Origin of the sequence: Mesorhizobium sp. B2-5-3, from assembly GCF_006441005.1 — a bacterium.
In the GTDB taxonomy this organism is placed as follows: domain Bacteria; phylum Pseudomonadota; class Alphaproteobacteria; order Rhizobiales; family Rhizobiaceae; genus Mesorhizobium.
Genome location: NZ_VFUS01000006.1, coordinates 441919 through 467973, shown reverse-complemented (window position 1 = coordinate 467973; position 26055 = coordinate 441919). Strand labels below are relative to the sequence as shown.

Sequence of the window (26055 nt, the reverse complement as noted above, 5' to 3'; positions counted from 1 at the left end):
CACCATCCGTGATGCGATCGCGTGCGTCGATGCTGATCAGGCGGGCGGAACGGAACGATCCGGCTGACGTTTGTGCCAAGGATCGGCGCGACAGGAGGACTGCATGGCGGCCCCACGAGCAGTTTGGAAAGGGTTTCTGAAAGTCGGATCCGTGTCGTGCGGAGTGAAGCTTGTGGGTGCAACCAGTGAGGCATCGAAAATCCACTTCAAGATTTTGAATAGGAAAGATGGATTGCCCGTCAAGGCTGCCTATGTTGACGAAGAGACGGGCGATGTCGTCGATAGCGAAAACCAAGTCAAAGGCTACGAGGCAGACGCGGGCGATTTCATCAAGGTCGAACCGGACGAGATCAAAAAGCTGAAGATGACGTCTGAGCACACGCTTGAGGTCGACGAGTTTGTCGCCATCAAGGATATCGACACGCGCTACCTGGAAAAGCCTTATTACCTGATCCCTGCCGACGGCGCTTCCACCGAGGCCTTCTCCGTGCTGCGCGAAGCGATGGCCAAGAAGGGCGTGGCGGCGCGGTCCTGCGTGGTGCTGTACCAACGCGGGCGCGAAGTCGTGATACAGCCATATGGCAAGGGAATGCTGCTTACCGAGTTGCGGACCCATGACGAGATGATCTCGGAAGAGACCGTATTCAAAGACCTGGAAAGCCATGAATATGACCAGGAACTGCTCGAAATCGCAGGCCTGCTGATCGACAAAAAAGTGACCAAGTTTGATCCGTCGAAATTTGAAGACACCTACGAGGATGCGCTCATCGCGTTGATCGACGCAAAACGCAAGGGCAAGCAGCCGCCCAAACCGGTGCCCCCGCCCAAGGAGAACGTTATCGATCTGGCGTCGGTTCTCCGCAAGAGTCTCGCCAAGGAAGGCATCAAGGACCGCCCCAAAGCCAAAGCCGGACGCAAATCGGCATAGTCGCGGATTTGGCTGTCTGCTTTCTTCGAATTATGACCGAAAACGATCCTGTGCCGGGATCAGAAAAGATCGATTGGTCGCTCGGGCTCGGGGCTTCCGCCCGAGTCATTCGCGCGGTGCAGGGGCGCGTCGCCTTTAACCCCAAGATGCACGTCCCATCGACTGCGAAAAGGCGGGCTTTGCAGACAGGCGGTGACGGCTGCCGCCCCTCCAGTCAATAATGTGCTTCTTTTCACATGGAGATACTCACCGAAAGATACATTGATCAAATCATATTGTTCGATTTTGGGGTCGAAAGGGGAATCGCCAACATATGCACGTCGCAATAAGGAGAATTGGACGAGATGCAATTCATTGGGATAAATTGCACATAACGCAATGACTCGATGAATTGTAGGTTGAGGGGCAACAAAGGCATTGCGAATATCTGTCGTCTTGTCTGTGATTTAACCATAGCTGGTACACGAAAAGGCAATTGGTGATCGTCGGGCCGGGCTAGCGTTATTCCTCCGCGGTTTGGAGATGGTGCGTCCGCTCCCGAATGTGCCCAGCGTCGCGATACAAGCGGCGTGAGTTGGATGTCCAAGAGAGGGCTTGCAGTGCACCAACGTGCATATCTCGACGAGTGTTGGTGTTGCCGGAACCGTGGTCGACCAGGCAGGGAGAACTCAGATGTACACTCATATCCTCGTGAGCACGGATGGCTCCGACGTCGCCAGGAAGGGCGTTGAGCAGGGGATAGCCCTGGCGAAAGCCTTGGCTGCCAAGGCGACAGTTGTCACGGTCACGGAGCCAATGCTGATTGACTATGGAACCGGATTTACCTCCGGGTCTATTCCTTCGCAGGAGGAGGTTGATAGTTTTGAGGCCGCGAGCAAGGAATTCGCAGGGCAAGTCCTCGATCAAGTCAGGGAGGCAGCCGACCGGATGGGGGTTTCCGCAGAATTTCTACATGTCCCGGATACCTACCCGGCCAAGGCGATTATCGACACCGCCAAGTCACGAGGCTGCGACCTGATTGTGATGGCTTCCCATGGCCGTCGTGGCATCAGAAAGCTTTTGCTGGGAAGCCAGACGTCGGAGGTTCTCGCGGATGGAAGTGTGCCTGTATTGGTCGTGCGGTAGCCAAACGAAACCGGAGAAGCGCCGGCTTCCTCTGCGCTCAAGCTTCCGGAGAGACGGTGTCCTGTGACGAGGATGTCTCCACGCGTCGGCCTCGGCATTTAGAGGTGCCGCGCAATGGCATTCATGATTGCCGCAGGCTAGACAACGATAACGCGCGCGCCGTTGCGCACCGTTCCGAAGAGTTCAAAAATATGCTCGTTCAACATCCTGATGCAGCCGGATGATGCAGCTTTTCCAATGGTCCACGGCTCATTGGTCCCATGAATGCGATACAGCGTGTCCTGGCCATTGCGATACAGATACAGCGCCCGGGCGCCGAGAGGATTGTTTGGGCCTCCCGGAACGCGCTGCGGCAAGCTCGGATTACGGCGTCGCATGTTGGCGGTGGGGGTCCAGGTCGGCCATTGGGCTCTTCGTTCAACGATGGCTTCTCCACCCCATCGCTGTCCATCCCGACCGACAGCGATGCCGAAGCGGATCGCCCTGCCTGCGTCTTCGACATAGTACAGGAAGCGCTCCTGCTTGTTGATTAGGATTGTTCCGGCGGTTTCCCTACCCAAGTAAGGCACTGTTTGCCGACGGAATTGCCGGGGGATGCGCGTCTTGTCTACGAGAGGGATGTCAAAAGGCTTATCTGGAATTCTCCCGATATACCAACTCTTTTGGGAAGCTTCCGCATGCCCGGACAGCGCCAGAAATGATATTCCCCCAACGATCACGGATCGTCTGCTCAAAGAATTCACCAAATGAACCTCCGAAATTTAATGACTTCTTGGCTGGTATTTTATGAGCTTCGATGAGCCTGCGCTATCGGGACCAACACTTCTGACATCGGCCTCTCCGCTGAGGGTGCAATCTCTTATGTCATACGAGCGCCTCGTCAGACTGCGTGGTGTTCCCGGCGGGCAGTTCGAACCGGCGCCCAATCTCCAGCTTCGCCAAGGAATGGGTTCACTCTTGTCTTCGACAAGATTACCTCAGCCGAAGACTCCAATCACGTAGTCGAAAGCTGATGGCTGAGAAGGCAATTGTTGGCCAGGAGGCTGTTCAGAGAAGGTTTGCCGTTGTTCGACCGCTCCGCCAACGGAGGGTGCTTGAGGCCCAGCCAGCCCGCCTCCCGCGCCTCTTTGGGCGAGATTCCGAACTCGCGCCTGAATGTCCGGCTATATGTCGAGGGATCCATGAAGCCCCACTCCTCCGCAATGCTCGAAATCGGGCGTCCATCCGCGATGTTTCCGAGCGCGTCCCTCGTTTTCAGCAGCCGCTGTCGCCGGATATAGTGCGAGATTCCTCCGGCTGGTTCGAAAATCCGATAAAGTCGAGAGCGTGAAATGCCGAGGTCTTGCGAGAGCTTTCCCGGTGTCAGATTCCGGTCGGCCAGATTGGCTACTATGATCTTGTTCGCGCGGGCCATGATGACCGCATCGATCGGCTCCTGTGCTTCGAAAAAGTGATCCCGGGACGGGGAAATGCACGCGGCAAGCAGGCTGGTGGTCGCCGATGCGACATACGGGACGTCGCTTTCCGTGCGATGGGGGAAGGAATGATAGAGCAGCAGAACATAGTCGGCGACGAATGCGGCCATCTCGGGCCGGATATCGAGCGTGAAGGGTTGCGAGAAGGCGAAATCCCGCGGAAGGAATAGCGCAAGGACACCGTCATCCTCACCCTGGTCTTCATGGGGTGCACCCAGGCATTGCCAGCGCAGCTGTCCCATTCTTGGCGTGCCGCCGCCCGCGGGGATTGTCTGGGGCACCGAAAGAGCCCAGTGGTCGAACACCGGACTCTTTCTGCTGCGCCACCGCCGACGGTACCCCATCCCGGGATATTCGATGAAAGCCAGCACGAGGCTCTCCAACCGCCACGCCCGCTCGCGCGCAGAGAACGAGCCGAACTCGTCTCGCAGCAATTCGACGTCGGCTATATTTGAGTGCCAACTCCGGAAAAGGTCGAATTGCTCGGGCGGTGGCGCCTGCGAGGTATCAACGTCTACGACGCATCTTAGAGGTTCTGGGGTCCCGATCGTTTCGCTTTCGCTGACAATTGATGGCTTGTCTTGCATTGAGGCAAACTCATTGCTTGAAAGAGGGTGACGGCAACCCCATGGAATTCTCGATCAAGAGACCAGACGTATCGGGCTCATCCCCGGCGGATGTAGCCGCGGCGAGATCGAGGTTATGGGACTTGAAATCCTGACACCCGCACCTGCTTGGGTGGTATAGAACCAGTCGACAAGAACATCTCGCCCAGCCAGCAGAATCGATGATGTGCGGATGTCGGCAGCGTGTATGGCAACTGCTCCAGCGATCGGCTCGCCAAGAGTATCGCTTCGTACTGTTACCTCCATCACAAGCTCCTATCGAGCTAGCAGATCAACAATGAACGATGTGCTTTTCGCAAGGAGACGGTCCTGACAATTAAAAATCCAGAGTGGAGTTATCGAAAATCGTGATGCTAATGACGAGGACACGGCCGAGCTTAAACGGTCATCGATTTTTGAAAAATATGCGAGGAATCCATAATATGGGTTTGACGTATATTTCTTGTAGCTTGTGGGATGATCTCCAGGCGCCCCGACCTCTGCCAGGAATCCGTCACTGTCTTGAAGAAAGGGACAATCCCAATGAATTGTTGATCAGAAGGTTGCTCAGGATGCCAGCATCCGCGAGGGGCTCATCCACAGTCAGCCAGGTCGAATGCTTGACGCCCCGCCACCCGAGTTCGCGCGCTTCCCTTGGAGAGATGCCGAACTCTGTTTTGAACATCCGGCTGTAGGTAGACGGATCTTGGAAGCCCCATACTTCGGCAATGCTGGAGATCGTTCGCCTGTCCGAACTGTCCGCTAGAGCGTCGCGCGTTTTCAGCAGCCGCTTGCGCCGCACATAGTTGGACACACCGCCCACCGGCTCGAAAATCCGGTAGAGACGGGAGCGTGAGACACCGACCGCACGGCAGAGTTTGTTGGGCGTCAAGTCGGGATCGCTCAACCTCTCTGCGATACGCTTGGCAATCCGAGCGGCAGACACCGCGTTCACAGGCCCTTGCGCCTCTGCCAGATGATCTTTTGTCGGCATAAGAGCAGCCGCGGAAATGTTGGCAGTCGCGGTGACGATATGGGGCAGATCCGCTTCTCTCAAACGAGGAAGTGAGCGGTGCAGCAGAACGGCGTAGTGCGCAAGAAAATCCAGTGCCTCGTCGCTGGCTTCGATTTTCGATGATCTGGTTGCCGGCCATGTGCGGGGCAGAAACAGTGTGATGAACAGATCATCGTTGCTCACTCCAACATCGGGCAAGGCCAGACACCTCATGCGGGGCCGACGAGATATCATCTCGCCGGCAGCAGACTGCGAGAACGGCACGGACAGCATCCAGTGATCCAACAGGGACCGTCTGCGATGTTCCCATTGTATCTCGTAGCCGGAGCCTGGGATTTCGATGGAACTCAACGCCAGATCGCCCAACTGCCATACCTGATGACGAGCCGGGAACACGGCGTGCTCGGCCCGAAGAAGCTGTATTTCGGCAACCCCAGCAAACCATGATCGATAGAAATCAAACTGTTCGGCTGGGGGTGCCGACAAGCTATTTACGTCGATGGCGCATCTTAGAGGCTCATCCGCAAAAGGGTCGGTGGGAATGCCGGCAGCGGTTACTCTCGCGTCCATAACAAACTCCTGTCGTACATGAGACGCCGAAGTATAGGCAGCTCAAGAGGTCGGCAGGCCGTTTCCCGCAAGGAAACCGACAATAAAAACACACCCTCAACCTGCCGCCGCGGATGAGATTGATTTTGAGGCAATCTTAAGCCGGAGATGCTCCCCTAGAGTGGGCTAGGAATCCCAAACGTAGACAATGCGTTTATTTCTCGTGGAAGCTGGGACAGCGTTTTCGCATCGTATTTACCCTTGCGACTATGGCCATTCTCATCGGCGCCGAGCGCGCCATGTGGAGTGACCTTGCGTTTCTCTTGCTTGCGACCAACCGGTCGGAAGGTTTGTTGCGGCCCCACTGAGGTCGCGCCATCAGAATCTCCTGACGGCCAACCAATTTCTATCCACTTTCCGACGGAGTGCCCGAAAGCTCTCGGATTGGGGTGGTTCAGCAGGCAACTAGGCCGAATGCGGGCTGCACATAGCTGTGATGAGGCCCTACGCGTAGGTGTGTCGTTGGCTTTAGGATTCGCCGACCGCCGGGGATCCGGCATTTCTGCCGACTGCCTCCGTCCACAGGAGCCGACGGCTTCATCGTCTTCCCATCCTGATCAAAATGCCTGAGGCACCGCGTTAACCAGCCTCGGATCGGCAGGTTTGAGCATCCCATCAGTCTGGTGCTGCGTGTCTCCAGAAGCGCCGACGCGCCTCACTGGGGGAGCATCCGAAGATTGACGTATAGGCTCCAGCGAAACGGCCCAGGTGCCAGAAACCAAAGCTCATGGCGATGTCGGTGATCGAGAGGCGATCGCCCTGCGTCAGGATAAGGCCGTGCGCGGCCCGAAGCCGCCGCTCCCGCTCGTAAGCTCGAGGGCTGACTCCCAGACGTTCCTGAAAGGCGCGCTCCAACATTCGCTCGCCAATGCCCAGTACCTCGCAGACTGCACTGACGGAAACAGGGCTATGAGGCCTTGCCTCCAGAATGGCCAGGGTGGCATCAACGATATCGCGCCGATCGCTGGAACCGAGGGCGCGGGGGGATGGTTGCTCCGTGAGGGAAAGCACCCGCGCGAGCGCGGCGCCCGCTTCGCTCGCCGCAACGGCCAGGCCGGCACTTAGGTCATAGCCACGCTGTGCTGCAGCTTCCGCGAACCCGACGGTTCGCAGCAGCCTCTGCTGAAGCTCCAGCTCGGCTCCTGCCGTGAGGCGTTGCTCATGTATCCCTGGCATCAGCGCGGTCCTCTGGCCCAGGTGGGAGGCTGATGCCGTGCGCAGAGACTCGAGCGCGGACCCACGCAGACCGATCCGCATGAGGCGATAGCTTCCTGGCATCTCCAGCTTGAATTCTGTTCCCGGGCCGATGATCCGCAACTGCGGTACTTCACTCCGTTGTCCGTTGAAGGTCGTGCCTTCGCCCCAGAGGAACACCGCCGTCAACGCATCGTCATTGATCGCCCCGGACATGGCGATGCCACCCTTGTCCCGCAAATCGAGGACGAACGCGTCGCCATAGTCTATCGTTGCAAGGCTCGATGCATGGCGCTGCTCGCCAATCTGCTGGATATGGAATTCCGCGTCGGGATCGGACTCGCGGGTGCGCGCGACCACGGAATTATACTGGCGGGCGTACCAGTTAGGAGCCTCCAACAACGAGGGCCTCTCCAAGTCTTTTGTCCGGACTGGAGTTGGACGCGATCGCTTTCGTCCAACTCGATAAGTCAAGCAACCGAGTCCGGCTTGTTTCTGCGGGCGATCTTTATAATCAGAAGAATGATTCCGATAGCAAAGAGAAGACAGCCAACCATGATGCTCGATGGAGAGCCATAGCGATAGCCCGATGCAAAAATGAGAAAGCCTATGAGCAAGAGGCCGATAGCTATCAATTTGTTTGCCAACAAGGCCTTGGTGTTTCCTTCCATTGTAGCAGCTCCTTAAAATTTGACGTTTCGAGGTGGTGTCGAGGGTCTTTCTGGCTTTCGCTCTATTCGGTCTTTTCTTCCGGCTCCCAGGAAGCCGACTGAACATTCGAGTCGAGCGCGAGGTGAGCGACGACGCGTTCGACTGATTGCGCATCATCACGGTTGCTGAACAACGTTGCTTCTATTCTCATGGCGTCGCCCTCATTGATGGGATGGCTGTTAAGGGAGCGTAGGCGGAGGAGGTTTGTATTGATGGTCTGAAGCAGAATCGATCTGAGCAAATAAACATTATCTCGTGAGCATACGATCTCTATAGTGTACGTGTATTCGACGGCAGGTTGTTCCTGAGAGTGCCTTCGAAAGAATCTTGAGAAATTAGGAAGAAGCGAATTGAGTATAATAATGAGCATTGCGGTTTCCGCGGCCAGCAGCAGAAAGCCAAAGCCTACGAAGACCCCGACAGAGCCAGTGCTCCAGATCGTCGCGGACGTACTCAACCCTCTTATGTTGGAACCGTCCCTGATGATCAGGCCGGCGCCAAGGAAGCCAATGCCGGTTACGACCTGAGCCCCCATTCTAAGATCGAGACCTGAGCCAAGAGCGCCCGGCAGCGAGGAGTATGCCGCCGCGCCCAGTGCGACCAGCGCGTGCGTCACAAGTCCTGTATATTGTTGCCGGTACTGGCGTTCCGCACCGATCAGCGCGCCGAGCAGCAACGCAAGCACGAGCTTCAGCAGGATTGATTGAGTTATCGCGACTTCAGCTTCCAAATGTTCATTCCGTCTGATTCAAAATGCAGGGGCTTTCATCACATGGCGCCGATCTCGGACGCCGGCTGCTGGGACACGGATTGCCGGGATGCCGACCGCTTCAGGATTGTGAGCGGCAGATGGAGAACGAGGGAGGCGTTATCGAAGATGATCTGCCGGGTCTCTTCGGCTTTGTCTTCGACCGGCATATCTTCGTTCACGATGAGACGGCGCAGCAGGGGCCCGGACCTCAACAGCTTCATCAGTGTTTCCGACGTTGCAAAGCCGCTGTGGCCGCCGCCGTCCACGTCGGAAATGTCGATAACCTGAATGTCCTTTTTCTGAAGGAGCGGGATATCGAAGCCACTGCCGACTCGTGGCTGGCCACCTGCAATGCGCCGCGACAGGCTCAAGGCGCGATCTCGCCGAGAGACAACGATCGTGAAGGGGTGCGGCAGTTGGGGTATGTCCCTGACTTGGCTGCTGAAGACATCTGGATCGATATCGGGCGCGGCAAGCAAGACGCCGCGGATTCTTGAGGTAACCGCCGCCTTACCTTGCAATACAAGGGTGCGAAGCGCCTCCATTACGACATACGCGCCCATGGAATGGCCGACGATGAAAACACCGCTAGCGTTCGATCGAGCTGCGATTTCGATCGTTTCGGCCAAGCCGTCCCGCGCCTGGAGAGCGCTATCGCGATCGAAAAGATAGGCGCCGATAGATCCCGCCGACGCCCAGGAGAAATGAACCGGAACCGAGGAGATGCGGTAGTCGTGGACGACTTGGGCATTACGAAACAGGCCTTCGGCAAAATTGTTGTTGTAGCCGTGCACGAAGATAAACACCTCGCGCTCCGAAGGCGGACGCTTCGCCAGCATCCCGTTCAACCGACCTGCGAAGGATGCTCTGTTCTCGAAGCGGACAAGATCACGAGCGGAAAAATGGCGCTTCGGATCGGGTGATGTCGATGACGTCTCGACGACGCCCGGCCGGTGTGTGGCCGGCACGACGACAGTCAACTGCGAAAAACTCAATGTCGGGGAACGATCCCGCGAATAGGGCGGTTCGGAGGTGGGGAACCTTGTGCGCGTGGTGGCAATCAGGAAGGAAATAGCCGACATTTCGTTGCTAATTTGTACAGGCGAGGCAAGGCCCGTCACGGCTCTTGGACCGGCGCAGCTTTGCACCAGCAACGCCAGTGAGATAACCAACACAAATCGTCCTGCGGGGTTCTGCATGCTGCTGGCCGCGCCGGCTTATCTTCGTAAACTCACCAGCCTTTGGCCATCCTTGTCCAACAGTTGCACTCGTCCTGTCTGTGGGGCTTCAAAGCGACGGACGGACCCGAGTGCCTCCAGAAGATTGCGCTCTTGATCCATGAGGGGCTGATCGCAGATCATCCTGGACGAGCCGGTTTCCGAGATCGTCAGCGCTTCTCCGGTCAAGGCGAAGCCGCCAAAGAACCGATTGCACGAACCATTCCCATGGATGCGTCCATCCGGCTCGAAGGCAAGGGTGGGTTTCGAACCCGCGACCGTGGTTTCTTCTCGAATCTCGTCCACGAGCCAATCTCCGTGAAGGAGGTCGCCCGGCTCTCCGGCGCAGCCTTCAAATTTCCGGTCGCCAAGGATGACGGTCGCGGTTTGGGGGTATGGCATTCCGCTCATGGTATCGACGCATATTTTGGCAGCGATGGTCAGCGCGAGTTGCCGGCCGTCTACCGTCGCCAGATAGGTGTCGGCGTCGCCTTGCCTTGTGGGACGCGGAGCCGGCTGAGCTGTGAAGGTCTCGCCCCCTAAGGCGTTAAAGCTGAGCGCGGTGTCCGAGATGCTGATTTGCCAGCCGGGTTCGTTGCCGCGTGCAGCCAACGAGGCAGCCTCCGCATTGCTCGTTGCGGTGGCGTACAGCGACAACACCGCGAGCAAAGCGGCCAACGGCAAGGATGAGCAGGACTTTGGACTCACGGTTGCAGCCTCCAGACGATGCGTCACTGAATTCGAAGGCCGCCCGGAAACCGGCCTCTGGGGGCAACTTCGCCAGATATTGCGCCGAATGTACCTACATCCGGTCTTCAGTCCATCGTCGCGTTTCGGAGAAGGAGTCCGTTCGGCGAAAAAATGGACGCAAAGCCAAGAATTGAGATTCCAAGAATATAAATGGTTGCCGCGGGCCATTTCGACCGCCCTTTGGCGAGGACGAACCTCAATGTGATGGTTCGATCGTATCGAGGCGTTCCGTACGATCTCCCCGACGCCGGGACGACAGATACTCGGTTGCTTTCTGGACGACAAAATAGACGGAGGGGATGATCAACAGGCCAATAGTCGTAGCCGCGGCCATGCCCCCGAAAATTGTGACGCCAACAGCCCGCCGCGCGCCCGCACCGGCACCAGTCGACACGACAAGAGGAATGATCCCGAGGATGAAGGAAACCGCGGTCATCATGACGGCCCGGAAGCGCTGCTCGGCCCCGATCCGCGCCGCCTTCATTATGCTTAGTCCCTCATCGCGCCGCTCCTTGGCGAATTCCACGATCAGGATGGCATTCTTCGCCGCCAGCCCGATCAGCAGCACGATGGCGATCTGCACGTAGAGGCTGTTCTGCAACCCGAAGACCTTCAATGCCGCTATGGCGCCGAAGAGAGCCGCTCCGAGCGAAAGGATGACGATCAACGGAAGCGACCAGCTCTCGTATTGGGCGACAAGGAAGAGATAGGCAAAGAGGAACGCCAGCGCAAAGACCAGCCCCTCCTGGCCACTGCCGCGGCGCTCTTGAAACGACAGGCCTGACCACTCGAAGCCATAGCCATTCGGCAACAGCTGGGCCACTGTCTTCTCCATCGCGTCCATGGCGCCGCCGCTGCTGCTTCCAGGTGCGGTAATGGCGTTTATGGGAGCGGCGACCGAGAGATTGTAACGCTGGATGGCGAATGGCGACAGGATCGTCGTCAACGACGCCAGATTGTTCAAGGGCACCATGGTGCCGTTCCGGCTACGCACATGCAGGTTCAAGATGTCTTCCGCATGGGCACGGAAATCGGCATCGGCCTGCAGATTGACCTGGAACACGCGGCCATTGAGCGTAAAATCATTTACGTAGCGCGATCCGAAGGCCGCGCCGATGGTGGAATAGACGTCCGACACGCTTACCCCAAGCGCTTCGGCGCGCGTTCTGTCGACTTCGACATAGACCTGCGGGACATTGGCGCTGAAGGTGGTGGCGGCCCCGCCGAGCTCCGGCAGATGATTGAAGGCGCCAAGCAGGGCGCCGACGACCTGCGCGATCTCTTGTGGCGGCTGTCCTTCAAGCGCTTGCAGGCGGAAGTCCAGGCCACCGACCGAGCCGATGCCGGCAATCGCCGGCGGCGCGAACACGGCGACGTTCGCGCCCGGAATTTGGGAGAACTTCATCCGCAGCGCCTGCAGGATGCCGGCGAGCTGCAGTTCGCTGGACCTGCGCTCGTCCCAGGGCTTCAGCGCCGCGACCGCCATTGCGCCGCTCGGCGAACTCGTCGACTGAAGGATGCTGAACCCCGCAACCGTGATGACGTCTTGCACGCCTCCGGTGTCGGTCAGAATCTTGCGCACGTCCTCCACGATGGCTTTCGTGCGGTCGAGCGAAGCGGCATTGGGCAACTGGATGTCGACGAACAACGCGCCTTGGTCCTCGTCGGGCAGGAAAGTCGACGGTAGCCCGGTGAAGATCAGATAGGCGGCGGCAAAACAGGCAAGCAATCCCGCCATCGGCACGTACCAATGCCGCACCAGAAACCCGACGAGGCGTCCATAGCCGTCACGCGTCTTGTTCATGAATGCCGTGAACCAGGCCAGCGGGCCACGCTTGAAATGGCCCACATCGCGCCGCAAAAGCAGTGCGGCCAGCGCCGGGCTCAGGGTCAATCCGACAAAGGAGGAAATCACCAGGGCCGAAGACAGCGTCACGGCGAACTGCCGGTAGAGCTGGCCGCCTATGCCGCCGAGAAACGCAGTCGGCGTCACCACGGCAAGCAGCACCAAGGTCGTGGAAATGATCGGCCCAGTGATCTGGTGCATCGCCTTGCGCGTGGCGTCGGCGACCGCGATGTCAGGGGTATCCTCCAGCACATGCTTGACGTTCTCGACGACAAGGATGGCATCGTCCACCACCAGGCCGATCGCCAGCACCAGCGCCAAAAGAGAAATCATGTTCAGCGAATAGCCGGCGGCAAACAGCACCGCCAAGGCGCCGAGCATGGAAACCGGGATGGCAAGCGCCGAGATGAACATGGCGCGCCAATCCTGCAGGAAGACGTAGGTGACTGCGAGAACGATCAGGAACGCCTCAAGCAGGGTTCTGGCCGTCAGCGAGATGCTGGCATTCACGAAGCGGGTCGCGTCGTAGACGATGTGATACTGCATGCCTTTGGGAAAGCGTGACGAGAGGCGCTCCAGTTCGGCGCGGACCGACGCCGCGGTCTGGATGGCGTTGGCGCCGGGCGACTGGTTGATCTGCATCATCGCCGAGGCGTGTCCGGCGAAGCTGGCGCTCGAAGCATAGCTTAGCGCGCCAAGCTCGAGCCGCGCGATATCGCGCAGGTAGACCTTGGCCCCCGCCGAGCCCGTGCGCACGACGATGTCCCCGAATTCCTCGACGCTTCTCAGCCGCCCCTGCGCGACCAGAGTGTATTGCAGCTCCGAGCCCTGCGCCTGCGGGGGGGCGCCGGCCTGTCCGAGCGTCGCCTGGATGTTTTGCCGCTGGATGGCGGCCGAGACATCGTCGGGCGTCAGGCTAAGCGCGTCCATGCGCTGCGGGTTGAGCCACACCCTCATCGAGTATTCCGAAGCCCCGGCGACCGAAGCCTCGCCGACGCCCCGCACGCGCGATATCGTGTCGGCGACGGTCGTGGTGATGAAATTAGTGATCGCCAGCGCATCGAGGCTGTCGTCCGGCGAATAGAAAGCGATGCCGAGGATAAAATCCGGCGAGCGGGCACGCACGGAGACACCTTGCTGCGCGACCGCTGCCGGCAGGCGCGAGATCGCCAGCTGAGCGCGGTTCTGCACGTTGATCTGTGCTGTCTCGGGATCGGTTCCGACCTCGAAGGTCACCGATAGCGTGTATTGGCCGGCATTGGAGCTGGTGGACGACATGTACATCATGTGGTCCACGCCATTGATGGCCGTCTCCAGCGGGCCGCCCACCACGTCGGCGATGACTTCCGCGCTTGCTCCCGGATAGGAGGCCGACACCGTCACCGTTGGAGGGGTGATCTGCGGATACTGCTGTATGGGAAGGGAAAACACCGCGATCCCGCCGGCGATCGAAATGATGATCGAGACGACGATCGCGAGCCGGGTGCGGCTGATGAAGAGGTCCGAGATCATTGCGTACCCTCCGCTTCGCGGGGGGTGACCTGCTGACCATCGGAAACGCGTTGCAGGCCCTCGACGACGATCGTTTCGCCGCCTTCCAATCCGCTCGTCGCCGCCCAGCGATTGTCGATGCGCGCACCGGTCGTGATCGCCTGCCTGGTCACGGTATTGTTGTCGTTGAGCACGAAGACGAACTTGCCCTGGCGGTCCTGAAGAACGGACGCCATCGGCACCATCGGCAATTTCCGGGCTTCTTCGTCGACGATTGTTAGCCGGACGAACTGGCCAGGCGCCAAAATGTGGTCGGGGTTGGGGAACAGCGCGCGGACAGCGACGGTACCGGTCTGCTGATTGACCTCGTTGTCGATGAACTGCACCCGCCCCGGCAGAGCAAATTGTGTGCCGTTGGCGAGAGACAGACTCAGGTGGAATTTGTTCGCATCGATCTTCTGGCCACCGGCAAGTTTCTGCCTGATGTCGACCAAAGTGCTATCAGCGATCGAGAATGCGACGCGGATAGGATCGAGTTGTACGATGCGCGCCAATGATCCGGAGCCGGGCCCCACGAGATTACCGCGCGTCGCCAGGGAGCGGCCGATGGTGCCATTGATGGGAGACCTGATCTGAGCATAGGAAAGATTGAGTTCGGCCGTATTGAGGGCTGCATTGGCGCTTTGAACATCCGCCGCGGCGACATCGAATGCAGCCTGCGCGTCATCCAACGTGGCCTGAGAAATAGTCCTGCGGCTGAGCAGGTCCCTGGCGCGTGAGAGGCTTTGTCGCGCGGCGTTGCGGGTGGCTTCGGTCCTGGCCACCTGCGCCTGTGCGGACATTACCGCCGCCGACAGTTGATCCGGCTCGATTTCGAAAAGCAGATCGCCCTCCTTCACGTGCTGGCCTTCGGAGAACCTGATCTCCTTGAGCAGGCCGGACGCGCGCGCCTGAATGTCGACCGCATCGATCGCCTCGACCTGCGCGTTGTATGTCAGCGGCGCGTTTGCCGGACCGGACTGGACCTTCTGCACGACCACTGGCACCGTCGCCGCGGTCTGCGCACGTGCCGCTCCCGCGAAGCCGCCCACGCTGACTAGCAATGCGGCCGCCACGACCCTGGCTCGAAAGTCAAAATTGCTTTTCATCATCGTCGGATCCTGCTCTCAAGACAAAATCTTCGTCCTGCGCACGCTCAGGGCAATGACGAGATACGCCAGTCCAGCAATCATCATGGAAAATCCGGCCACCAAGCCAGTCGGCATCTCTCTGACGATCGGCCACTTCAGCAGTATGGAGAAAGCAGCGAATATGGCCACGATTCCGGAAACGGCGAACCAATACCAGCCGCCGACTTTCCTGACTTCAGCGGCGATGATTAATTGAAGAACACCGTGGACAAATAGTACAAACGCTATGAACAGTGATATTGCGGCCGATGCTTTGATAGGATTGAAGTAAATCATGATGCCGCCGATGAGCTCGAAGAAGCCGGTCAGTTCCTGCCACACGAAGCCCACCCAACTTTTGATCCAGAGCGATTGGATGACCTTGATGACGCCGACTGCCATCAGGGCCACGGCGAACACGACGTTGGATGCGAAATTGGAAACGCTGGGAACTGCGACTGAAAACACGCCGCCCGCAAGCAGGAGGAGCCCAAAGAGCAGAAACCTGCGCCACTTGCCCTGCTCGATTTCGGCCCGTTCATATGGCGTTGCAGGTGGGTGATCCGATTTTTCTGGCATGTCCCCGTTCCATGCAGGTTCTAAATATCGATCTCGCACCCTGGGGGCAGAGAAGAGAGCCGAGAGCGCTCAATGGAAAGTATCAGGAAGAAGTCTGCCGGACGGAGCGTCAGGAGCCTGTCTGGTTGCCTCGCGGCGAGATTTCCCGATGACGACCACTGCCTAGTCGAGATTTTCTCGCGGCCTTGCTTCGTCAGGACCATGAGGCCGTGTCGGATTAACTGATTGCTGGGAAGTGAAGGCGGCATACGGTTTTCCGCTGACTCTCAAAGGGTGCTCTTGTGAAGCCGGCCGTCCTTCATGATGACGACGAAGTTCTTATGCGGATCCTCGATCAGCCGGATGTCGTCGAGCGGGTTGCCGTCCACGACTAAGAGGTCCGCGAAAGCTCCTTCTTCGATGACGCCGAGCTTGCCCGGATAAGGGTTGCGCAGATTGGAGAGTGCGAGCAGTTCGGCATTGCCGGAGGTGGCCATCTGCAGGACTTCGGCGTTCTTGTACCAGTTGGCCAAATGCGTGAGCATCATGCTCTGGCGCGGACCCAACGCAGGCGAGAACAGCACGTCGGAACCCCAGGCCGTCTTGATGCCATGCTTGCGAGCAAAGGCATATATCCTCGGCGTCCCTGAGAAAAGCTCCTGGGCGCGGTCGGCGCTAGGTCCCGTCAGCGGGCCGGTGTCCTCCGCCGTCAGGAAGGGCTGGGTGCTTAGCCATGTGCCCTTCTCGGCGATCATCGCCGCCGTGTCCTCGTCCATCAGATGCGCGTGCTCGATCGACTGCACCCCAGCTGCCAGCGCGCGTCGTATCGCGCGAGACGTATAGGCGTGCACGGTAACGTAGGTGCTCCAATCCTGTGCCACCTCGACGCCTGCCCGCAGCTCTTCTTCGCTGAAGGTGACGATGTCCAGCGGACTGCGGGGCGATGATACGCCACCGCCGCCCACCAACTTTATCTGTGACGCGCCTTGGAGAAGCTGCTCCCGGATCCGCATCTTCAGGTCGCCGATATCGTCGACGATGGCCGCTCCCCCCAGGAGTTCACCTTTGCTGAGCTTGCCGCCGTCGCGCGGAACCTCGCTTGGCAGGCGAAGATCGGCGTGGCCCCCGGAGGTCGTGATCATCGCGCCGGAGGGATAGATGCGCGGGCCAGGGATCAGCCCGGTGTCGATAGCCTGCTTGAAGGAGAAGGAGGGACCTCCCAGATCGCGTATGGTGGTGAAGCCGCGACTGAGCGTGCGATCCGCCTCGGCGGTGGACGCTGCGAAGATAATCCCCGGGTCGCCGTTAAGCAGGATGTTGACCGGGACCGCCGCGAAGATCGCATGCCAATGCGCGTCGATGAGCCCTGGCATGAGAACGCCATTGCGGCATTTGATGACGGTGGCGTCCTCCGGGGGAGGGGCGTTCGTCATATCGATTCCGGAAATCCTGCCGCCCTCCACCAGGATTTGCGCTCCGTCCTTCACCGTACCCGACTTGCCGTCGAATAGCCGGACTTCGCGAAACAGGATCTTGGAAGGGGGCGCGGCCGTCTGCGCGAAGGACGGCTTTGTCAGCACCCCGGCGATGGCGGCAGCCCCGAAACCGGAGAGAAAACTACGCCTGGAAAAGGCCTCCAGACGACGAGAGACTCGTTGAAGATCGGGATTGAGACAACCGCAACCGGAACTGTGAACGAGGTGACCGTACTTCGAGCCTAGCCGCAGCATGTCTTTTGCTTTCGGTTGAGCGACACTGACACCTGCCGGACGGCGCTTCGTGTCGCGGTTCTTGTCGTTTCAGGTCCCGTTACTCGACCAACACATCGCCGCCGACAGGATTGGCGCTGTCAAAGATGAGGAATACGATCGGAGTCCCCGACTCGGCTGTTGCATCGGTCCGCCTGGCGCCGACTTCGCCGCCGAGAGGCACGAAATATTCCGCGACGATTTCGCCGAAGGTGTTCCTCTGGACTGCAACTTTCTGTCCGGGCCGAACGGTCTCATTGAGTTCGACCAACAATTCGACGAAACCGCCATGCGTCGCGGTGACGGGAAACATGCCGTCCGCGACGAAAACGCTCGAATCCTTGCTGGTTCTGCCGATAGGGCCTGAAATTATTCCGTGGTGCTTGATGACGTTCATCGTTCCTTCGACGAACAGGGCGATCATGTCGTGATCGAAGATCCGCGGCTTGCCGATCTCGGGCGTGAAGGCGGGAATGCCGGCATCGATGAGGGCATTGGCGAGAAGACCTCGCTCGCCAAAGTTGTCGAAAATCTGATCGACCGGATAGAGTTCCGCCATCGCCCGCACTTCGGGGAGATCCATGCGCGCAAGGTGGAACGCCGTCGCGTCCATGCCCGTGGCGGCTGTATGAAAATCGATCCCGTAGTCGAGGTTTGACCGCAGAAGCCGGTTGAATATCAGGCCGGCGTGGCGCGTCGGCGCGTCGGGAGCGTCCTCGTTGCCAGGGAACAACCGATTGATGTCGATCAGGTCGATCCCGCGCCCCGAATTCGGCCATCTCCGTTCCATGCCTTCCATTGCGGGGCGCGAAATGTCGAGTACCGCCACCACCGATCCCGACATCGCGGCCGGATCGAGCTCACGCATTACGGATTGCACGGTTTGAATGGGGCTCATTTCATCGCCATGCACGCCGCTCATCAGCCCCAGTCGTTTGCCTGGGGCTGCCCCCTTGGCGACCATCACCGAGACGTACCAGTGCTGGCCCGTCGGCATCTGTACGCCCTGGAAATAAAAGCTGTGCTTGCCTGGTTTCAGATCCGAGATGTCAAGCGAACTGATGACCTTCTTTCCGTCGATGACATCGCCGGTATAGACGGTCCCCGACGTCCCTGCGGGAGACGCGCTTGCAGGTGCCGAGCCCGTTTGCGCCTGCGCCGGCCCGGCCATGAGCGCAGCGGCAGCGCCGATGGTAGCGACCGATGCGATCATGAAGTCGCGACGTCCGAGGCCCTCGCTGGTTTCATGCGCCATGGCTGTGTGGTCCCTGCCGATGAGGATCATGCTGCAGATCTCGCGGTGACGCCTGCGAGGGCGGCTAGATCGTCCTTACCGATTCCCGTTGTGCGCGTGGTATCCGGGCATTAGTCCCACAAGACATTTCAGGGAGTACAGCCTCCAACAAGAAAAATGGACTGGTGGTCTATGATTGGGATGCCTTGCATACTGAGTTGAGAGCCACCACAACCGGTCTGATAAGCCTCGGATATCACGCAGCCACCTCCACAACTTCCGTCGGGTACAATTAAGCCCAGTTCACGAATTCCTGGTGGATACCTCAAATGGGCCAGATGGCATGTTAACGATTGATTAACATGCTTCTATGCTGGTAGTAGACAGGGTATTACATCCACCTTCAACATTGCTTGCCGGAGTTGTATATATTAGAATGAACTAATGTTCTTGCAATAACCCGTGTTGCACCAACAAAGACGGATAGTTGCTATGGATGCTATGGTTCATGCCGCCGGGCTATCTGGAGGAGCAGGTGCCGAGAAGTCCCTGCAATGCGCCGTCGACATCGATACCTCCACGGCACCACCTGCTAAGCAATTCGACCTGTTTCGAACCTGGTATCAAGGCGTTGCCGACACTGAACTTATGCAAGAACGGAGCCATTCGTTTCCAGCACATGAAACAGTGTGGGATCTGGGAACGTTGGCTGTCATGTTCCTCGAATTGCCTGGCAGTGGCTACCGCTGTCGCTGGCGGCATTTGAAAAACCCTTCGGTGGACAATTGGTATTTGAGCCTGCCCTTGTCCAAGGGCAGGCTTCCTGGAAGTTGGCAGGTCGTGAGAACGACCCTGCAATCTTTTGCAGAGCCCTACGAATGCGTGATGGAGAACGACGCCCTCCTTGCCGTTTTCCTGCCACGCGACCTGCCTTTCATCCAATCGTCCAGGATTGAAATACGTGAGGAGTCGAAAAGACTCCTGGCAGACTACATGCTTCTGCTGCACCGTTCCTTTTCCGATCTGAGGGCCGTGGATGTGTCGCACATTGCCACTGCCACCACCAATCTGCTGGCTGCGTGCGTGTCGCCATCACATGACCGCATCACCGAGGCGAAGCGTGTGATCGACGCCGTGATCGCCGAGCGCGCTGCCAAAATCATTGCACAAAGTTTGAATGATCAGTCCTTGGCATCCGACAGGCTTTGCCGCGAACTCGGTGTGTCCCGCTCTCGCCTCTACCGGATATTCGAACCGGCCGGAGGTGTTTCGAATTATATTCGCCACAAACGCCTGCTCAAGACACGCGATATACTTTCCAACAGCTTGGATGGGCGCCCGATCTCCGCCATTGCCGGGGATTGGGGCTTCACGGATCCATCGGCGTATAGCCGGATGTTCAGGAAGGAATTCGGCATTACGCCAAAGGAGGCACGCGTGGAAGGCTGGCAAGGCGCCCAAGCCACGAGCTCGCAGCAGATCAGCCAGCCTGACAGCAGGGCGCACACGCTGAGTGGTCTTCTGCTGCGAAACAGCTTTGGGCCCTAGACTGCGATGGCGCCGGCAAGGATGCCGTAGATTGCCGCGACCGCGCCAAGTGCGGCGACGACGAACATCCCCATCTCGGCGGGAGTAAACACCCTCTGCCCCCGCTCCTTCCGAGCCATGACGAAGAGGATCGTGCCCGGTCCGTAGATGACGGCCGAGAGCAGCAGGTGCTTGGCGCTGGCGGCGTAGATGAGACCGGCCGTATAGATCAATGCTATCGCCGCCCTTGCGAAGTCGACACGCCGCGCTACGGGGTCGTTCTCGTAGCTCTCGCCGCCCCATGCGAGCTTGACCCCGTAAGCGGCGACAAGAAGATATGGGATGAGGATCATGGAACTGGTCAGCTCGAGAGCGAGCCTGAAGGCCTGTTGAGCAAAGAGCGTCAGGACCAGAAAAACCTGCACGACCGTATTGGTCAGCCAGAGCGCCCGCGACGGCACGCCATGCTTGTTTTTATACGCAAGAAAACGCGGCATGGTCTGGTGATGTGATGCGGTGAACAGGATTTCAGCGGCCAGCAGCACCCAGGACAGATAGGCACCGGCAACGGAGATCAGCAGGCCGAAGCTGACGAACTTGGCGCCCCATGGCCCGACCACCGCTTCCAATACGCCGGCCATGGAGGGATTGCGCAGCGCTGTCAGTTCAGGACGAAGCATGATCCCGTAGGAGGGAATGGTGACCAGCACAAGCAGACAGAGCACGCCGAGAAAACCAAGGAGCGTCGCGACCCCGACATCCCCGCGGTTGCGTGCGTAACGCGAATAGACGCTCGCGCCTTCGATTCCGACAAAGACGAATACGGTCACCAACATGGTCCCGCGAACCTGGCTCGCGATGCTGCCAACGCTGACTTCTTCCCCGCCCCAGAAATTGGCCGTGAAGACATCGGCGCTGAAGCCGTAGATAACGAAGATGATAAAGAGAAAGATCGGAATGATCTTGGCGTAAGTGACAATGGTGTTGATCGCCGCCGCTTCCTTGACGCCCCGCAGGATCAGCGAATGTACGATCCACAGAAGCATCGAGGAAATGACGATCGCCGTGATGGTATTGCCATCGCCGAACACAGGAAAGAAAAGCCCCAGCGTCGACTTTATCAGCACGAAATAGGAAACGTTGCCGAGAACGGCGGCAGACCAGTAACCGAGGGCCGAGAGGAAGCCGAGATAGTTGCCAAAGCCGGCCTTGGCATAGGCATACACGCCCGCATCGAGGTCCGGCTTGCGAACCGACAAGGTCTGGAAGACGAAGGCCAACATCAGCATTCCGACGCCAGCGATGGCCCAAGCGATCATGGCCCCGAACGGACCGGTCTCGCGACCAAAAGCCTGCGGCAAAGAGAAGATGCCCGCGCCGACCATCGAACCGACGACCATAGCCGTCAGGGTCCATATCGAGAATTTTTGCTGAACGGTCGAGTTCATTGAATTTGGATCAACAATTCCTTAGCGGACGGCGGTCCAGCGGCCTCATTGTTACGCCTGCAACCTATCTCGAATCTGGCGCCCACGTGATTGGCATAAAATCCCACTAGTATACCTGACGTCCAAAACCTTTGCCTTGGCTCGTTTAACCGGTTGCCGATATTCGAATTTACTGCTTCTGATCAGACATAACCTTGCTGGACCGAGACGTGTCGGCGAGGCGTCTGATCGCGAACTCTGGTTCGCGCAGCCAGGAGAGCGGTTTATGACTTCAAACGAAAATCAGAAGCTTTCGCTGTTTGCGCTGACCAGCATGGTTGTGGGATCGATGGTCGGCGCGGGCATCTTCAATCTGCCTGGCCGGTTCGCGACTGCGACAGGTCCGTTCGGCGCAATCATCGCCTGGGCAATTGCGGGAACCGGCATGTACATGCTGGCGCGGGTGTTCCAGGCGTTGGCCGAGAAGAGGCCAGACATCGACTCAGGCGTCTTCGCCTATGCCAAGGCCGGCTTCGGCAACTACATGGGCTTCCTGTCCGCCTTCGGCTACTGGCTCGGTAGTTGCCTGGGCAACGTCTTCTATTGGGTGCTCATCGGCTCGACGCTGGGGCGGTTCTTTCCCGGGATCTTTGGGGACGGCAGCAGCGCCATCGCCATCATCGTCTCGTTGATCGGCATCTGGGCTTTCCACTTCATGATCCTGCGCGGCGTCGAGCAGGCGACCTTCATCAATACTGTCGTGACGATTGCCAAGATCGTGCCGATCCTGGTCTTCATCCTGCTCCTGATCTTCTTCTTTCATTTCGGGCAGTTCCGCGAGAATTTCTTCGGCGGCTTGGACATGCCGCCGAAGTCCCTGATCGCCCAGGTGCGCGACACAATGCTGATCACGGTCTTCGTCTTCCTCGGCATCGAGGGCGCCAGCGTCTATTCCCGCTTTGCCAAGGTGCGTTCCGACGTCGGTACGGCGACGATTCTCGGTTTCGTCGGCGTCACAGGCCTGATGGTAGCGGTCACGCTGCTGCCCTACGCGGCTCTGCCGCAATCGGCTGTCGCCGGTGTCCAGCAGCCGTCGATGGCCGGCGTTCTCGAAGCGGTCGTCGGTCACTGGGGTGCGGTCTTCATCTCGATCGGCGTTCTGATCTCGGTGCTCGGCGCCTATCTCGCCTGGTCCCTAATCTGCGCCGAGGTGCTGTTCGCGGCGGCGAAGTCGGAGGACATGCCAAGGCTCTTCGCAGCGCAGAATGGCAACAAGGTTCCCGCTAATGCACTCTGGCTCACCAACATCGTCGTATCGCTCTTCGTGATCTCCACCTACTGGTCGCGGGACGCGTTCAACTTCATGCTCGACATGACGAGCGTCACCGCGTTGCTGCCCTACCTGCTCGTGGCTGGCTACGGCATCCTGCTCGCTCGTAGCGGCGTTGGCTATGAAAAGACGCCGGATCAGCGCGGCCGCGACCAGATCTTCGCCTGGATCGCGGCGATTTACACGGTCTTCATGTTCGTCGCCGCCGGGCTCAAATACGTGCTGCTTGTTGCCGTCCTCTTCGCGCCCGGAACTATCCTCTACGTCTGGGCGCGGCGCGAGCAGAAATTGCAGCTGTTCACGCTCGCCGAACTCTTCGTGTTCGCCGTCACGCTCATCGCTGGCCTGATCGGAGCCTACGGGCTGCTGACGGGCGCCATCGCACCTTGAACAGAAAGAAGGAAGGTCATGACAAACAATACTTCATTCGGCGTTCATTCAGAGGTTGGTCAGTTGCGCAAGGTCATGGTGTGCGCTCCCGGCCGTGCCCACCAGCGGCTGACACCCAGCAATTGTGACGCACTCCTCTTCGACGACGTGCTCTGGGTAGACAATGCCAAGCGCGATCATTTCGACTTCATGACCAAGATGCGCGACAGGGGCGTCGAGGTGGTCGAGATGCACAATCTGCTCGCCGAGACGGTCGCCATTCCGGAAGCCAAGAAGTGGATCCTCGACCAGCAGATCGTACCGAACCAGGTCGGCCTCGGCCTCATCGACGAGGTCCGCTCCTATCTCGACGGCCTCTCTAATCGCGACCTCGCTGAAACACTGATCGGCGGGCTGTCGACCTTCGAATTCCCGGAAAGCATCGGCGGCGAACAACTGGCGCTGATCCGTGACGCGGCCGGCGTCAACGAATATCTGCTGCCGCCTTTGCCCAACACGCTCTACACCCGGGACACCACCTGCTGGATCTATGGCGGCGTGACGCTGAACGCCCTTTATTGGCCTGCGCGCCACGAGGAGACCATCCTCACCACGTCGATATACAAGTTCCACCCGGACTTCGCCGGCAAGGTCAATGTCTGGTGGGGTGACCCGACCAGGGATTGGGGGCTTGCCACATTCGAGGGTGGGGACGTGATGCCTATCGGCAAGGGCAATGTGCTTATCGGCATGAGCGAGCGCACTTCGCGCCAGGCTATCAGCCAAGTGGCGGCGGCCCTGTTTGAGAAACGAGCTGCCGAACGTGTGATCGTCGCCGCAATGCCTAAGCTGCGCGCGGCGATGCATCTCGACACGGTATTCACGTTTGCCGATCGTGACTGCGTGCTGATGTATCCGGACATCGTCAACGGCATTGACGCATTCTCCTATCGCCCTGACGGCAAGGGGGGCGTCGAACTCCACAAGGACAAAGGCAGTTTCGTTGAGACGGTGCGTGACTCGCTTGGTCTCAAGAAGATGCGCGTCGTTGAAACCGGCGGCAACGACTACATGCGCGAGCGCACCCAGTGGGACAGCGGCGCCAACCTGGTTTGCGCCTCGCCTGGTGTCGTTTTTGCCTACGATCGCAACACATACACAAATACGCTGCTGCGCAAGGAAGGCATAGAGGTCATCACTATCTCAGGCGCGGAGCTCGGCCGCGGCCGAGGCGGGGGTCATTGCATGACCTGTCCCATCATTCGCGATGCGGTCGACTATTGATAGCAATCCGGCCGGGCTCGATACAGGCGGCCGGTCGGCCCCCAAATAGTCTGAAGGCCATACCTGTCGGACGGCCTCCAGCACATAAAGACCGTCTACCCCAGAATTGCTCATAGAGCGTTGGAGTCGCTCCCAATCCTATAGGAACAATCGGCACATTGTTGGACGGAATGCTCGTTGTTGGCGAGCGGATGTAAATGTACCCAGGAGATGAAACCATGAGAAGTATTATATTCGTTTCTGCTTTGGCTCTGATGGCCGCGGGTTGTACTGCCACGGAACAGCGAACAGCAGGCACGGCGTTGGCAGGAGCCGGAACGGGTGCGGTCATCGGCGGCCTTGCAAACGGCAGTCGAGGTGCCCTTGTAGGCGCGGCGGTCGGTGGCGGCACAGGGGCTGTGGTCGGCGCTGCGACGGCACCGCGCGCGCATCATCGCGAATGCTGGGTTCGTGATCGCTGGGGTCACACGGTTCGCGATCGTCAGGGTCGACCCATCACAAAACGGTGCTAGGCGCGATGCGTAAGATCAGCTTTATTCAGCACGAATCGAGCTGGTTAAGCGATATCGATGAACATTGGTCTGGGCGCTGAGCAAGCTTCCGGACCAATTTCGGAGTTGTCTGTAACGTCATCCAGCCGGCCGGGAACAGACTATACCATGGCGAAGCGAACGCTCTTTGCGCCTACGTATATTCTGGCGGTTATCGCCGTCATATGGGCGCTGCAGGCCGCTGCCTCAATTTTCGCGCCAGTCGTGTGCGCTCTTTTCCTCATCGCGCTGGTGTGGCCATTGCAGCGCAACCTGCAGCGGCTTCTTCCAAAGCTGATCGCACTGGCGATAGTCGTCTGTGTCGTCGTCCTGGCATTCTTCGCCTTTGCATCGATCGCCAGTTGGGGTTTTGGCCGCATTGGCCGATCGGTCCTCGCCGACAGCGCCCGCTTTCAAGGACTCTACAGTCAACTCGCCGAGTGGTTGGAAGGGCACGGTGTCGTGATGGCCGGCGCCTGGGCCGAGCATTTCAATGTCGGCTGGTTCGTGCGGATAGCTCAAGGCGTGACCGCAAGGCTGAATACCGTGATCTCGTTCTGGATCGTTGTCGTCGTTTACGTGCTTCTGGGTCTTCTCGACGCTGAAGCGGCGGCTCGCAATGCTCGTGTAGCGCTGAGCGCCCAGGCGGCGGCCGCACTGATCAATGGCAGCAGTCAGACAGCATCGAAATGGCGACGTTACATGCTGGTTCGGACATTGATGAGCCTTGCGACCGGTTCGATGGTGTGCGCGCTTTCGGCGGCTTTCGGACTGCGGTTTGCCGCCGAGTGGGGCGTTATCGCCTTCACCTTGAACTATATTCCGTTTATCGGGCCGTTCGTCGCGACATTCTTGCCGACGCTTTACGCGCTCGCGCAGTTCGGATCGCCACAGGCCGCCGTCTCGATTTTTGCCGGCCTCAACATCATTCAGTTCGTCATCGGCAGCTACATAGAACCGCGGGTTGCCGGTTACGTGTTGGCGATGTCGCCTTTTGTGGTGCTGTTTTCGGTCTTCTTCTGGTCGTTTCTTTGGGGTGTGTTCGGCGCGTTCATAGGTGTGCCCATCACCATCGCGCTGGTTACTTTTTGCTCGCAATCGCCGGCGACCCTTTGGATCGCTCAGTTGCTTGGGTCCGCCGATCGGCGGAACGCGTGATTGC

21 protein-coding genes are annotated in these 26055 nt (G+C 58.9%); 7 read left to right on the top strand and 14 right to left on the bottom strand.

The window, feature by feature from the left end; translation table 11 throughout:
- Positions 1-103: 103 nt before the first annotated feature.
- Positions 104-928, top strand: a complete 825-nt coding sequence (locus FJ867_RS17450) for a Ku protein (RefSeq protein WP_140517447.1) — start codon at positions 104-106, stop codon at positions 926-928.
- A gap of 672 nt (positions 929-1600) precedes the next feature.
- The gene (locus FJ867_RS17445) at positions 1601-2053 is read left to right on the top strand and encodes a universal stress protein (protein WP_140499425.1); all 453 of its coding nucleotides are present in this window, start codon (positions 1601-1603) and stop codon (positions 2051-2053) included.
- Between the two features lie 137 nt (positions 2054-2190).
- On the opposite strand, the gene FJ867_RS29320 is transcribed toward FJ867_RS17445, so the two are convergent.
- From FJ867_RS29320 to FJ867_RS17380, 13 genes are all read right to left on the bottom strand, one after another.
- On the bottom strand, positions 2191-2796 hold the full coding sequence (locus tag FJ867_RS29320) for a L,D-transpeptidase (RefSeq protein WP_140521310.1): 606 nt from the start codon (positions 2794-2796) through the stop codon (positions 2191-2193).
- Between the two features lie 251 nt (positions 2797-3047).
- The gene (locus FJ867_RS17435; protein ID WP_140630375.1) at positions 3048-4115 is read right to left on the bottom strand and encodes a helix-turn-helix domain-containing protein; all 1068 of its coding nucleotides are present in this window, start codon (positions 4113-4115) and stop codon (positions 3048-3050) included.
- Positions 4116-4647: 532 nt separating this feature from the next.
- Positions 4648-5718: an AraC family transcriptional regulator gene (locus FJ867_RS17430; RefSeq protein WP_140818008.1), complete on the bottom strand. Its 1071-nt coding sequence runs from the start codon at positions 5716-5718 to the stop codon at positions 4648-4650.
- 654 nt (positions 5719-6372) lie between these two features.
- Positions 6373-7311 carry an AraC family transcriptional regulator gene (locus tag FJ867_RS17425; RefSeq protein WP_140499419.1) on the bottom strand — a complete coding sequence of 313 codons (939 nt, stop codon included), beginning with the start codon at positions 7309-7311 and terminating at the stop codon, positions 6373-6375.
- 110 nt (positions 7312-7421) lie between these two features.
- Positions 7422-7622 (bottom strand): hypothetical protein, encoded by a 201-nt coding sequence (locus FJ867_RS17420; protein WP_140499417.1) that lies wholly within the window; start codon positions 7620-7622, stop codon positions 7422-7424.
- 62 nt (positions 7623-7684) lie between these two features.
- The gene (locus tag FJ867_RS17415; protein WP_181165254.1) at positions 7685-8392 is read right to left on the bottom strand and encodes an MgtC/SapB family protein; all 708 of its coding nucleotides are present in this window, start codon (positions 8390-8392) and stop codon (positions 7685-7687) included.
- Positions 8393-8430: 38 nt separating this feature from the next.
- Entirely contained in the window at positions 8431-9612 is a 1182-nt protein-coding gene (locus FJ867_RS17410) for an alpha/beta fold hydrolase (RefSeq protein WP_140499415.1), read from the bottom strand.
- Positions 9613-9630: 18 nt separating this feature from the next.
- Positions 9631-10338: an META domain-containing protein gene (locus FJ867_RS17405; protein WP_181168378.1), complete on the bottom strand. Its 708-nt coding sequence runs from the start codon at positions 10336-10338 to the stop codon at positions 9631-9633.
- A 238-nt stretch (positions 10339-10576) separates the two neighbouring features.
- The gene (locus FJ867_RS17400; protein ID WP_140818006.1) at positions 10577-13738 is read right to left on the bottom strand and encodes an efflux RND transporter permease subunit; all 3162 of its coding nucleotides are present in this window, start codon (positions 13736-13738) and stop codon (positions 10577-10579) included.
- A complete protein-coding gene (locus tag FJ867_RS17395; protein WP_140556215.1) occupies positions 13735-14868 on the bottom strand; it encodes an efflux RND transporter periplasmic adaptor subunit in 1134 nt (377 codons plus the stop codon). The genes FJ867_RS17400 and FJ867_RS17395 overlap by 4 nt, the downstream gene beginning before the upstream one ends.
- A 15-nt stretch (positions 14869-14883) precedes the next feature.
- Positions 14884-15465, bottom strand: a complete 582-nt coding sequence (locus FJ867_RS17390; protein ID WP_140499407.1) for an HdeD family acid-resistance protein — start codon at positions 15463-15465, stop codon at positions 14884-14886.
- A 266-nt stretch (positions 15466-15731) separates the two neighbouring features.
- Positions 15732-17174, bottom strand: a complete 1443-nt coding sequence (locus tag FJ867_RS17385) for an amidohydrolase family protein (protein ID WP_140818004.1) — start codon at positions 17172-17174, stop codon at positions 15732-15734.
- A 79-nt stretch (positions 17175-17253) separates the two neighbouring features.
- The gene (locus FJ867_RS17380; protein ID WP_140674487.1) at positions 17254-18447 is read right to left on the bottom strand and encodes a succinylglutamate desuccinylase/aspartoacylase family protein; all 1194 of its coding nucleotides are present in this window, start codon (positions 18445-18447) and stop codon (positions 17254-17256) included.
- 471 nt (positions 18448-18918) lie between these two features.
- On the opposite strand from FJ867_RS17380, the gene FJ867_RS17375 reads away from it, so the two are divergent.
- Positions 18919-19974 carry a helix-turn-helix domain-containing protein gene (locus FJ867_RS17375; RefSeq protein ID WP_140556217.1) on the top strand — a complete coding sequence of 352 codons (1056 nt, stop codon included), beginning with the start codon at positions 18919-18921 and terminating at the stop codon, positions 19972-19974.
- On the opposite strand, the gene FJ867_RS17370 is transcribed toward FJ867_RS17375, so the two are convergent.
- Positions 19971-21401 carry a basic amino acid/polyamine antiporter gene (locus tag FJ867_RS17370; protein ID WP_140556218.1) on the bottom strand — a complete coding sequence of 477 codons (1431 nt, stop codon included), beginning with the start codon at positions 21399-21401 and terminating at the stop codon, positions 19971-19973. The genes FJ867_RS17375 and FJ867_RS17370 overlap by 4 nt on opposite strands.
- 265 nt (positions 21402-21666) lie before the next feature.
- Between FJ867_RS17370 and FJ867_RS17365 the strand changes: the two genes are divergently transcribed.
- The 4 genes from FJ867_RS17365 (at position 21667) to FJ867_RS17350 (ending at position 26051) form a co-directional block, all read left to right on the top strand.
- Positions 21667-23100, top strand: coding sequence for a basic amino acid/polyamine antiporter (locus tag FJ867_RS17365; protein WP_140499399.1), 1434 nt, complete (start codon positions 21667-21669; stop codon positions 23098-23100).
- Between the two features lie 18 nt (positions 23101-23118).
- Positions 23119-24363, top strand: a complete 1245-nt coding sequence (gene arcA, locus FJ867_RS17360) for an arginine deiminase (RefSeq protein WP_140556220.1) — start codon at positions 23119-23121, stop codon at positions 24361-24363.
- A 197-nt stretch (positions 24364-24560) separates the two neighbouring features.
- Entirely contained in the window at positions 24561-24875 is a 315-nt protein-coding gene (locus FJ867_RS29370) for a YMGG-like glycine zipper-containing protein (RefSeq protein WP_348640446.1), read from the top strand.
- A gap of 147 nt (positions 24876-25022) precedes the next feature.
- Positions 25023-26051 carry an AI-2E family transporter gene (locus FJ867_RS17350; RefSeq protein WP_140499465.1) on the top strand — a complete coding sequence of 343 codons (1029 nt, stop codon included), beginning with the start codon at positions 25023-25025 and terminating at the stop codon, positions 26049-26051.
- Positions 26052-26055 lie beyond the last annotated feature (4 nt).

Excerpts from the sequence above, each read along its gene's own strand:
- FJ867_RS17450 (WP_140517447.1), top strand. The coding sequence starts at position 104 with ATGGCGGCCCCACGAGCAGTTTGGAAAGGGTTTCTGAAAGTCGGATCC.
- FJ867_RS17445 (WP_140499425.1), top strand. The coding sequence starts at position 1,601 with ATGTACACTCATATCCTCGTGAGCACGGATGGCTCCGACGTCGCCAGG.
- FJ867_RS17435 (WP_140630375.1), bottom strand. The coding sequence starts at position 4,115 with ATGCAAGACAAGCCATCAATTGTCAGCGAAAGCGAAACGATCGGGACC.
- FJ867_RS17430 (WP_140818008.1), bottom strand. The coding sequence starts at position 5,718 with ATGGACGCGAGAGTAACCGCTGCCGGCATTCCCACCGACCCTTTTGCG.
- FJ867_RS17420 (WP_140499417.1), bottom strand. The coding sequence starts at position 7,622 with ATGGAAGGAAACACCAAGGCCTTGTTGGCAAACAAATTGATAGCTATC.
- FJ867_RS17410 (WP_140499415.1), bottom strand. The coding sequence starts at position 9,612 with ATGCAGAACCCCGCAGGACGATTTGTGTTGGTTATCTCACTGGCGTTG.
- FJ867_RS17400 (WP_140818006.1), bottom strand. The coding sequence starts at position 13,738 with ATGATCTCGGACCTCTTCATCAGCCGCACCCGGCTCGCGATCGTCGTC.
- FJ867_RS17395 (WP_140556215.1), bottom strand. The coding sequence starts at position 14,868 with ATGATGAAAAGCAATTTTGACTTTCGAGCCAGGGTCGTGGCGGCCGCA.
- FJ867_RS17390 (WP_140499407.1), bottom strand. The coding sequence starts at position 15,465 with ATGCCAGAAAAATCGGATCACCCACCTGCAACGCCATATGAACGGGCC.
- FJ867_RS17385 (WP_140818004.1), bottom strand. The coding sequence starts at position 17,174 with ATGCTGCGGCTAGGCTCGAAGTACGGTCACCTCGTTCACAGTTCCGGT.
- FJ867_RS17380 (WP_140674487.1), bottom strand. The coding sequence starts at position 18,447 with ATGGCGCATGAAACCAGCGAGGGCCTCGGACGTCGCGACTTCATGATC.
- FJ867_RS17375 (WP_140556217.1), top strand. The coding sequence starts at position 18,919 with ATGGATGCTATGGTTCATGCCGCCGGGCTATCTGGAGGAGCAGGTGCC.
- FJ867_RS17370 (WP_140556218.1), bottom strand. The coding sequence starts at position 21,401 with ATGAACTCGACCGTTCAGCAAAAATTCTCGATATGGACCCTGACGGCT.
- FJ867_RS17365 (WP_140499399.1), top strand. The coding sequence starts at position 21,667 with ATGACTTCAAACGAAAATCAGAAGCTTTCGCTGTTTGCGCTGACCAGC.
- arcA (WP_140556220.1), top strand. The coding sequence starts at position 23,119 with ATGACAAACAATACTTCATTCGGCGTTCATTCAGAGGTTGGTCAGTTG.
- FJ867_RS29370 (WP_348640446.1), top strand. The coding sequence starts at position 24,561 with ATGTACCCAGGAGATGAAACCATGAGAAGTATTATATTCGTTTCTGCT.
- FJ867_RS17350 (WP_140499465.1), top strand. The coding sequence starts at position 25,023 with ATGGCGAAGCGAACGCTCTTTGCGCCTACGTATATTCTGGCGGTTATC.